Here is a 575-nt window from a genome sequence, read left to right as displayed (position 1 = left end):
CGCCGCGCGCACCCGCGCCGGGGCGAGGTGACCGGCGATTTCCGCCGGTCCCATGAGAATGCCCTGCCCGAGCAGCGCCGCGAGTGGCAGCAGTACCACCCCGGTCAGGGCGGTGAGCAGGATGCCCATGCCGAGGCCGAAGCCGGGCAGGGGCGAGGCGAGGCGCAGCATCCGGGTCACTCCGAGGTGATCTGGTCGAAGATGCCGCCGTCACCGAAGAAGCGCGGCTGCGCCTCGGTCCAGCCGCCGAAGTCGGAGATGGTCACCAGCTCGAGCTCGGGAAAGCGCTCGATGTCGTCATCCGCGGCCAGCGAGCTGTCCCAGGCGCGGTAGTAGTTAGCGAGTGCCAGCGCCTGTGCCTCGGGGCTGTAGAGATATTCGAGGTAGGCCTGCGCCACCTCGCGCTGCGCGTCATCCTCGATATTGCCCGGCACAAGCGCCACCGGTGGCTCGGCAAGGATCGACACCGAGGGCACCACGATGTCGAAACTGTCCTCGCCCAGTTCGTCGAGCGCGAGGAAGGCCTCGTTCTCCCAGGCCAGCAGCACGTCGCCGACGCCGCGCCGGGTGAAGGT

Annotated in this window: 1 protein-coding gene; it reads right to left on the bottom strand. The window is 69.2% G+C overall.

The annotated features are described in order from the left end of the window. Nucleotides 1–176: 176 nt before the first annotated feature. On the bottom strand, nt 177–575 hold a 399-nt coding region (locus CLG85_RS27180), incomplete at its 5' end, for a substrate-binding domain-containing protein (RefSeq protein WP_260350399.1).

Origin of the sequence: Alloyangia mangrovi, from assembly GCF_002300555.2 — a bacterium.
GTDB classification, from domain to species: Bacteria; Pseudomonadota; Alphaproteobacteria; order Rhodobacterales; family Rhodobacteraceae; genus Salipiger; species Salipiger mangrovi.
The sequence above is the reverse complement of the archived record's forward strand: the minus strand, read 5'-3'. Positions and strand labels throughout refer to the sequence as shown.